An 876-nucleotide genomic window follows, 5' to 3' on the forward strand; every position below is an offset into this window, starting at 1 on the left:
CCCCCATGGCCGAATACGTCCTGCGCCATCGCGCCCGCGAAGCAGGCATGGGCAATGCTGTCATTACTGCCAGCGTAGGCACATCAGGTTGGCACGACGGAGAAGACATGCACGAAGGCACGCGCCGCGCACTCAAGCAACACGGCATCGACCCGTCAGGCTTTACCAGCAGCAAAATCAAACCCAGCGATGCCGAGCATTTCGACTACATCATCGTGATGGACGACAACAACCTCAGAGAAACTGAAAAGCAGCTCGGTTTCCACCCTGGCAAAATCTTCAAACTGACCGACCTTATCCCCGATTCAGGGTACAACCACGTTCCCGATCCGTGGTACACGGGCGACTTTGACGAAACCTACCGTCTGGTCGATGCCGGCAGTTTGGCCTTGTTGGAAAAATTGAAACAGGCTTAAACCGACTTTAACAATAAAAGGCCGTCTGAACAGCTATCCGCAAAAGCCATGCTTTCGTGATTACCTGTTCAGACGGCCTTTATTGATAACCGCAATCAACCTACGCGATAAAACGCCAGGCTGCCCAATAAATTCGGCAGATGTTTGACCTGTCGGTTGCCCGTCATGACCGCACGCTCAAGCACACGGATTTTATTTTTGGCACACAGTAAGTCAAAGTCTTTGAGGGTACACCAATGGATATTGGGCGTATCGTACCAATGATACGGCATCCGCTCGGAAACCGGCATATGGCCGCCAACGGCGATTTGAAAACGGTTGCGCCAGTAGCCGAAATTAGGGAAGCTGACAATAGCCTGCTTGGCCACGCGCATTAGGCAGCGCAGGATTTTTTCCGTGTTCTGCATCGCCTGAATGGTTTGGCTCAAGACAATCACATCAAAACTTTGATCACCAAAAG

At 51.8% G+C, this 876-nt stretch carries 2 protein-coding genes; one reads left to right on the forward strand and one right to left on the reverse strand.

The window, feature by feature from the left end:
- Positions 1–416 (forward strand): low molecular weight protein-tyrosine-phosphatase (locus tag ACTHUR_RS12695; protein ID WP_440398844.1); only part of this gene is annotated, 416 nt, incomplete at its 5' end.
- A 95-nt stretch (positions 417–511) separates the two neighbouring features.
- On the opposite strand, the gene ACTHUR_RS12700 is transcribed toward ACTHUR_RS12695, so the two are convergent.
- On the reverse strand, positions 512–876 hold a 365-nt coding region (locus ACTHUR_RS12700; RefSeq protein WP_440398846.1), incomplete at its 5' end, for a methionine biosynthesis protein MetW.

The sequence above is a fragment of the Neisseria sp. P0021.S007 genome, assembly GCF_051956855.1.